The following is a 7575-nucleotide window of genomic DNA, read 5'->3' on the forward strand; positions in this document are numbered from 1 at the left end:
TTCCAGCGCCTCGGCCCCCTGCCCCACCACCACGGCACGGCAGGCCCCGGCGGCCACGCGCTCCGCCAGCAGCCCGTCAAGGCCGGTGGCGTCGGCGCAGGGCCAGGCGAACACGTTGGGCGCGCCGCGCAGGGCGCGGGGAATGCGCGGGGTGGCGTCGATTTCCATGGCCAGCTGGTCGTAGCGCACGGCCAGCCTGCCCCGGCTGGAACCGGTGATGACGGTGCTGGCATCGAGATCGACGGAAAGTTCGGAGGCATCCAGCACGCCCACCTCGCGGGCGGCCAGCAGCACGCGCGAAGCGCGCCGCCCCGCCAGACACGCGGAAAACGGCCCGCTACCCTCGGCGCCTGCCTCGGGCATGATCATGTTCACCTCGCACCCCGGCAGCAGCCGTTTGACGCGCGCGGCAAGCTTGCCCGCCCCCACACCGGAACCTATGACAACGATGCGTCGCATGTATCGCTCCATTCATTGAAGTGTGCGCAACCACCTTGGAAAACAGGCCATCCCCCGGCGTTGCGCGCCTTGACCGGGGTGTACCCGATGTGTATATGCATGACACCACTAACGGAGGCATGCATATGTTCGGTATCGGCATTCAGGAATTGTTGGTCGTTCTCGTTCTGGTCCTGCTGGTATTCGGGGCCAACAAGCTGCCCGAAATCGGCGGCGGGCTCGGGCGTGCCATCCGCAACTTCAAGCGGGCCACCAGTGAGCCCGATGAAATCGACATCACTCCGGGCAAGAAGAACGGCAAGATCGACAAGGACGACAAGCAGGCATAACCGGGCCACGTGCCCGACCGACATTTTTTGAAACCCGGCGCGGCATGCCCGCCGGGTTTCTTCGTTTCCGCGTTACGGCAGAACCTCTCGCGTCAGCTTGCGCGGCGCAAGATACTCGTCCAGGCGCCGGTCCAGTTCCACCCTGTTCACCAGCACCAGCTTCCATGTGGCCACCAGCCCGCCGGGCCGCATGGTCACGTCCTGCAACTGCGCGCTTTGCAGGGCGCGGTCCCAGTCGTGCAGTGCCCGGTCGAAGGATTCGACGCTGTCGGCGGTGAGCCAGCCGGAAACCCGCAGCACGGCCTGCTGGCCCGCCGCCGCTCCGGCCACCTGACGGTGCGAGAAATACCACGCCCACAGCCCCCGCCATACGTCGTCCACGCTGGCTCCATCCGCAGAAGTGGACCCTTCGGACGCGTCCAGCGTGCCGTACCAGCCCTTGCTCTGGGGGTTCTGGGGTCGCAGGGCAACCCGCACCGACGCTCCGGCGCGCTGCTCCACCCCATACAGCAGTTGCAGCCTGCTCACCCGCTCCGCCACCTCGGGCGAGGCGCCGGAAAGCTGCAGGACCATGGCCACGGGTTCCTCGGCGGTATAGTAGGCGCCCACCTGGCGCAGGCGCTCCTTGAGCATGTCGCGGTTCACGTCCACGTCCACGGCAAGGCGGGTGCCGCCCTGCACCGGGGTCATGCCCAGTTCGCTGTAACCGCGCACCACCTCGCCGGTGACGGTGGACAGGTACTCGCGCAGCGCGGCGCGGCGCGCCTCGGAAAGGGGCGCGCGCAGGATGTCCAGAGCCTCGTCGGTGACGGCGGAGGTAAAGGCCTCGCCCTGCGCCTGGGCACGGGTCTTGGAGACCTGCCCTTCGCCCCACACGGCCTCGGCGCGGCGGGCATGGCCCGGCACGGCCTGGCACAGCACGGCAACCGCGACGACAAGACCGCACAGAAGTCGACACGGCGACGCAAGCGCACCGGACACGTAGCTGGAAAGCATCCCGTGGAACGCTATATGGCGGGGGGACGGAGCCGCCCCGTGGCCGCGAGCGGGGCGACCGGGACAACGGAACATCATGAATACTCCGGAGTTCTGCAAAATGGTGTCGTTCCGTGGCGTTGTAGCCGATTTTGCCCCCGAACGCCAGCGCGGGCGGGGGAACCGGACGGGGAGCGCAGGCGGGAACGAGGCGAAAAGGGAAGCAACCCGCGAAAACGCAAGGGAAGGAAATCCGGCGGCGGGGCTGCGCCCCGGCCCACTCCATGTCAGGCGTGCCTGGCAAATTTGGGGCGTCAGTAAATCTGAAGGGGACGTCGGGTGAATACGGGCGTCGGGTAGTTGCGGAGCCCGGTGACTGGATGACTGGGTGACGGGGTGACTGGGTGACGGGGGGCGTTTGCGGCGCAAGGAGCTATCGGGGCACTCCTTCCCCGTCCGCATCCCCGTTTACGGCAACATCCCCGTCACTGTCGGCATCCAGCGCGCGCAAGGCCACGCCCAGATGGTCCAGCCAGATGTCCACGAAGCCGCCGTATTCCGCCGTGCCGCGCAGCACGGGCACGCATTCCATGCCCGCCGCCACGATGCGCGACCGCCACGAATCCGGCGCATCACCGGCCATGTCCAGCATGGCGTGCCGCCCCACCACCGAAAGCAGCGGCAGCAGCCACACCCGGCGCACCCCGGCCTCTGCCAGACGGGGCAGAATGTCGTCGATGGTGCAATCGCCGTCCATGGTGCCGATATGCACCAGCGGGTCGCGCTCGCGCACCTGGGCGGACAGCACCCCGTAGCGCGATTCGCCCTCGTGCCAGGTGCCGTGCCCCATGAACACACAGGCATCGCCGGGGGCGCGCTCCGGCGGCAGGTGGGTCAGCAGCGCGGTGGTGGCGCGGCGGATGTCGTCGTCGGAATCCAGCAGGGGGGCACCCACGGTGGCCCGCACGAAGCCTTCCTGCCTGTACTCCGTCGCCCGCATGTCCTCCACATCGACCAGCAGATCGGCATATTCCGCGCCGGGAATGGAATGCAGCGACTGCACGGCGACATGGGTATACTTTTCGTACCACATCTTGCGCAGGGCCTTCTGGACGGAATCGGTCTTCTTGCGCGCGGCCGCCAGCCGATTGCGCATGACGACCGAGGTGAACGCCCAGCGCACCGGCACCCCGGGAAACAGGGCGCGCACCCGCTCGTCGAACAGACGAAGGGTGGACTGCCCCTGCGGGGTTCCGGAGCCGAACGCGGCGAGAAGGATGCCTTTCTTCATGTGGATGCCGTAGGAACCGTATGCAAAATGCGCGTGCGGCAGGGGGCCTCTGCCTGACCGAGCGTGAAGCGCGCGGGGCGCGCAGGACCCAGGCCCCCAGCGCATGCCGGGCGGCGCAACGACGTGAAGCGCCACGGTGCACGCTACCCACGACGACGCAACATTGCAAGTTATTTCTGCACGATGCACGGTGCACGCCGTTCCAGCGCCGCCCACCGCGCCATATTGACCTTGCCCCGCTGCTGCCTGTACCATTCGGGCTTCGACCGGGCCACACCTCAAAAGGGGCCTCGCCTCCCGGTCTTCATTCCTGCACACCCGTCACCTTCACGGAGACATGATGCGCCTACTCGTCACGGGCGGTTGCGGCTTCATCGGCACCAACTTCGTCCGTCTCATCATAGACCGCCGCCCCGACATAACGGTGGTCAACCTCGACAAGCTGACTTACGCGGGCAACCCGCTGAACCTTGCCGACGTGGAAAAGACCCACGGCGGCACCCGCTATTTCTTCGAGCACGCCGACATCGCCGACGCGGGCGCGGTACGCCGCATCCTTGCGCAGCACCGCATCGACGCGGTGGTCAACTTCGCGGCGGAAACCCACGTGGACCGCTCCATAGACGATCCCGCCCCCTTCGTGGTCACCAACGTGCTGGGCACGCAAACCCTGCTCACCGCTGCGCGCGAGGCCGGGGTTACCCGCTTCGTCCACGTTTCCACCGACGAGGTGTACGGCACCCTGGGGCCGGAGGGCCGCTTCACCGAATCCACCCCGCTGGCACCCAACAGCCCCTATTCCGCCTCCAAGGCCGCAGGCGACCTGATGGCCCGCGCCTGGTACGAGACCTACGGCTACCCGGTGGTCATTACCCGCTGCTCCAACAACTACGGCCCCTACCAGTTTCCCGAAAAGCTCATTCCGTTGATGATCGGTCGGGCCGCGCGCGACGAAACCTTGCCCGTCTACGGCGACGGCATGAACGTGCGTGACTGGATCCACGTGGATGACCATTGCCGGGGCGTGCTGCTGGCGCTGGAAAAGGGCCGCCCGGGCGCGGTCTACAACTTCGGCGGTGCGGCGGAACGCCCCAACATAGAGGTGGTGCGCGCCATCCTGCGCCTGGTGGGCAAGCCGGAAAGCCTGATCCGCCACGTTACCGACCGCCCCGGCCACGACCGCCGCTACGCCATGGACTTTTCGCTGGCGGCGCAAGAACTTGGCTACGCGCCGGAATACGACTTCGAACGGGGCCTGGCCGAAACCGTGGCATGGTACCGGGACAACGCGGCATGGCTTGAAAGCGTGGCCTCGGGGGCGTACAGGGAATTCATGCAACGCTGGTACGGAGAACGACTGTGAGCCCGCGCCCCAAGGCGCTGGTGCTCGGCGGCAGGACCGGGCTGCTCGGCCAGGCCTTGGTGCGCGTGCTGCGCGAATCGGGCTGGGACGCCCTGCCCACCGGCCGCGACGACGTGAACGTGCTCGATTCCGGGGCGCTGACCTCGTTCATCGAGCGCGCCGAACCCGCCGTGATCTTCAACACCGTGGCCTGGACCCAGGTGGACCTGGCCGAAGAGCGCGAGGAAGACGCCACCCGCCTCAACCGGCAACTGCCCACCTGCCTTGCGCGCATGGTGCGCGGCACGTCCATGCACCTCGTGCACTTCAGCACCGATTTCGTGTTCAGCGGCAAGAAGGGTGCGCCCTACACGCCGGAAGACACGCCCGACCCCGCGTCCGTCTACGGCGCCACCAAGCTGGCCGGTGAACAGGCCGTGTTGCAACAGTGCCCGGACAACGCCTGCGTGGTGCGCACATCCTGGCTGTTCGGGCCGGGGCGCCGCAATTTCGTCAAGGTCATCCTGGACATCTGCCACGACAAGGGCGAGGCCCGCGTGGTGCACGACCAGATCGGCTCGCCCACCTACACCCTGGACCTGGCGGCGGGCAGCGTGAAGCTGGCCGAACTGCGGGCCACCGGCATCTTCCACGTGGCCAACGCCGGGCAGGCCAGCTGGTGCGAACTGGCGTCCGAGGCGGTGAACCTGGCCGGGCTGCCCTGCAAGGTGCACGCGATACCATCGCGCGATTACCCGCAAAAGGCCCAGCGCCCGCCCTTTTCGGTGCTGGACACCGCACGCTTCACCCAGATGACCGGCATCACCCCGCGCCCGTGGCCGCAGGCCCTGCGCGACTACATCTACAAGGAATGCCTGCCCGCCATGCACGACGCCTGACGTCGCGCGGGCAGACCGCACTTCGGCCAGCGGCCACCAACGATCAGGATACCAAAGGGAAACCACATGCCGCCCGCCGAAACCCTCCGCACGCTCGCACGCGCCGCGCGCGGCACCACCAGAGACGCCTTCCGCGTCTGGCTCACGCTGGTCAAGGTGATGGTGCCCATCATCATCGTGGTCAAGGTGCTGACCGAACTGGACCTGGTGCGCTACCTGGCCCTGCCGCTGTCGCCCATCATGGGTCTGGTGGGCCTGCCCGCGGACCTCGGACTGTCGTGGGCCACCAGCATGCTGGTGAACATCTACAGCGGCCTGTTCGTGTACGCCGGGCTGCTGCCGGGCATGGAACAGCTGAGCGTGGCCCAGGTGACCACCTTTGCCACCATGACCCTCATCGCCCACAACGTGCTGGTGGAAGGACGCATTGCCCAGCAGTGCGGCCTGAACATGACCACCCAGATCGTGCTGCGCTTTGGCGGGGCGCTGCTGTGCGGCATGCTGATGCGCGCCTTCTTCGACGCCACCGGCTACCTTTCCGAACCCGCCACCATGCTGTGGGCCCCGCGCGAGGCCCCGGCCACCCTGGCCGCCTGGGCCTGGAACGAGGCGCGCAACCTTGTCTCCGTATTCGGCATCGTGCTGGTGCTGATGGGCCTGATGCGCGTGCTGGATGCCGTGGGCATCACCCGGCTGCTCAACGCCTGCCTGCGTCCGGTGCTGCGGCTTATGGGCATCGGCGACAACGCCGCCACCATCACCATCGTGGGTCTCAGCCTTGGCATCGCCTACGGCGGCGGGCTCATCGTGCACGAGGTGCAGGGCGGCAAGGTGCCCCCGCGCGACGTGTTCAGTTCGCTGTCGCTCATGGGCCTGTCGCACGCGCTCATCGAGGACACCCTGCTGATGACCCTCATCGGCGCGCACCTTGGCGGCACCCTGTGGGCGCGGCTGATCTTCTCCATGGTGGTGGTGATGCTGCTGATCCGGCTGTACGACCGGCTGCGGCCCACGCCGTTGCCGACCACGACGACCGGCCCCGCCAGTACCGCGAACTCCGCAAGCATGGGCGCGTAGGCGGCAACGCATGACGGACACCCCCCAGCCCGGCGCGCACATTGCCGAAGCTGCCGCACCCGTTGCCGCAGCGCCCCCCCCCAAGTCTGGCGCCACGCCCGCTGCAACGACTGGCACAACGCCTGGCGCACCCCTTGGCACCCCGCCGCGCACCGTGTGGATCAACGCCGGTGAACTTTCCGGCGACATGCACGGCGGTCGCCTGCTGGAGGCCCTGCGCCGCCGCGACCCGGCGTTGCGCTGCATCGGCATGGGCGGCCCGCACCTGCGCGAAGCCGGGCAGGACGCCATCTTGCGGGTGGAAGACCTGTCCGTGATGGGCATTACAGAGGTGCTTGGCTACCTGCCGCGCATCCTCGGCATGCTGCGCCGCATCAAGGCGGAGCTGGCCGCGCGCAGGCCCGACGCGGTGGTGCTCATCGACGCGCCGGAATTCAACTTCCGCATCGCCAGGGCCGCCCACGCTCTGGGCATTCCGGTGCATTATTACATCAGCCCCAAGATATGGGCGTGGCGCACCGGGCGGGTCAACTTCATCCGCCGCCACATCCGCCGGATGATCTGCATCCTGCCCTTCGAGGTGGAGTTCTACCGTCGCCACGGCATGGACGTGGACTACGTGGGCAACCCGCTGCTGGACATGATGGACTGGCAGCGGCTGGACGCCATCGCCCCCGTGCCGGGGCGCATCGGCCTGATGCCCGGCAGCCGCCGCAAGGAGATAGAGGCGCTGATGCCGGAATACGGCAAGGCCGCCCGGCTGCTGCTGGAAAGTCGCCCCGGCCTGTCCTTCCACTGCGTGCGCGCCCCCAACGTGACCGAAGACGCCCTGCGCGCCCTGTGGCCCGCAGATGTGCCCCTGACCATCGAATCGCCCGACGACCGCTACGCCACACTGCGCACCTGCCAGCTGCTGCTGGCCGCATCAGGCACGGCCACGCTGGAAACGGCCCTGCTGGGCGTGCCCACGCTGGTGACCTATCGGGTATCGCCGTTTTCGTACTGGCTGGGCAAGCGGCTGGTAAAGGTCCGGTGGGTCAGCCTGCCCAACCTTGTGCTGAACCGTGAAGTGTTCCCCGAACTGTTGCAGGAGAACGCCGACGGCGCCGTGTTGGCCCACCATGCCCTGCGCTGGCTGGGCACCCCCGGCGAACTGGACCGCGTGCGCGCCGACCTTGCCGACCTGCGCCGCCGCTGCGGACC

The 7575-nt window shown here is 67.9% G+C and carries 7 protein-coding genes and 1 pseudogene; 5 read left to right on the plus strand and 3 right to left on the minus strand.

From position 1 onward, the window contains the following. A pseudogene (locus FVW27_RS03275) lies at window positions 1-459 on the minus strand (pyridine nucleotide-disulfide oxidoreductase); the annotation flags it as partial. 125 nt (window positions 460-584) lie between these two features. Here FVW27_RS03275 and FVW27_RS03280 point away from each other — a divergent pair. Continuing rightward, a complete protein-coding gene (locus FVW27_RS03280) occupies window positions 585-788 on the plus strand; it encodes a twin-arginine translocase TatA/TatE family subunit (RefSeq protein WP_035064065.1) in 204 nt (67 codons plus the stop codon). Window positions 789-860: 72 nt separating this feature from the next. Here the strand turns inward: FVW27_RS03280 and FVW27_RS03285 are convergent, their stop codons facing one another. Both FVW27_RS03285 and FVW27_RS03290 read right to left on the minus strand, forming a co-directional pair. Then, window positions 861-1709 carry a hypothetical protein gene (locus FVW27_RS03285; RefSeq protein ID WP_341806056.1) on the minus strand — a complete coding sequence of 283 codons (849 nt, stop codon included), beginning with the start codon at window positions 1707-1709 and terminating at the stop codon, window positions 861-863. 487 nt (window positions 1710-2196) lie between these two features. Continuing rightward, a complete protein-coding gene (locus tag FVW27_RS03290; protein WP_167122701.1) occupies window positions 2197-3054 on the minus strand; it encodes a sirohydrochlorin cobaltochelatase in 858 nt (285 codons plus the stop codon). 340 nt (window positions 3055-3394) lie between these two features. Between FVW27_RS03290 and rfbB the strand changes: the two genes are divergently transcribed. The 4 genes from rfbB to lpxB all read left to right on the plus strand — a co-directional run. Continuing rightward, window positions 3395-4417: a dTDP-glucose 4,6-dehydratase gene (gene rfbB / locus FVW27_RS03295; RefSeq protein WP_167122703.1), complete on the plus strand. Its 1023-nt coding sequence runs from the start codon at window positions 3395-3397 to the stop codon at window positions 4415-4417. Next, the gene (gene rfbD, locus FVW27_RS03300; protein WP_167122705.1) at window positions 4414-5295 is read left to right on the plus strand and encodes a dTDP-4-dehydrorhamnose reductase; all 882 of its coding nucleotides are present in this window, start codon (window positions 4414-4416) and stop codon (window positions 5293-5295) included. Before rfbB ends, rfbD begins: the two co-directional genes overlap by 4 nt. A gap of 66 nt (window positions 5296-5361) precedes the next feature. Then, entirely contained in the window at window positions 5362-6372 is a 1011-nt protein-coding gene (locus FVW27_RS03305) for a hypothetical protein (RefSeq protein WP_167122707.1), read from the plus strand. 10 nt (window positions 6373-6382) lie between these two features. Then, window positions 6383-7575, plus strand: a 1193-nt coding sequence (gene lpxB, locus FVW27_RS03310; protein ID WP_167122709.1) for a lipid-A-disaccharide synthase, incomplete at its 3' end; no start/stop codon positions are given.

The sequence above is a fragment of the Nitratidesulfovibrio liaohensis genome (genome assembly GCF_011682075.1).
GTDB lineage: Bacteria > Desulfobacterota > Desulfovibrionia > Desulfovibrionales > Desulfovibrionaceae > Cupidesulfovibrio > Cupidesulfovibrio liaohensis.

Bases quoted from the DNA above. Each gene is read 5' to 3' on its own strand.
- FVW27_RS03280 (WP_035064065.1), top strand. From the start codon at position 585: ATGTTCGGTATCGGCATTCAGGAATTGTTGGTCGTTCTCGTTCTGGTC.
- FVW27_RS03290 (WP_167122701.1), bottom strand. From the start codon at position 3,054: ATGAAGAAAGGCATCCTTCTCGCCGCGTTCGGCTCCGGAACCCCGCAG.
- rfbB (WP_167122703.1), top strand. From the start codon at position 3,395: ATGCGCCTACTCGTCACGGGCGGTTGCGGCTTCATCGGCACCAACTTC.
- FVW27_RS03305 (WP_167122707.1), top strand. From the start codon at position 5,362: ATGCCGCCCGCCGAAACCCTCCGCACGCTCGCACGCGCCGCGCGCGGC.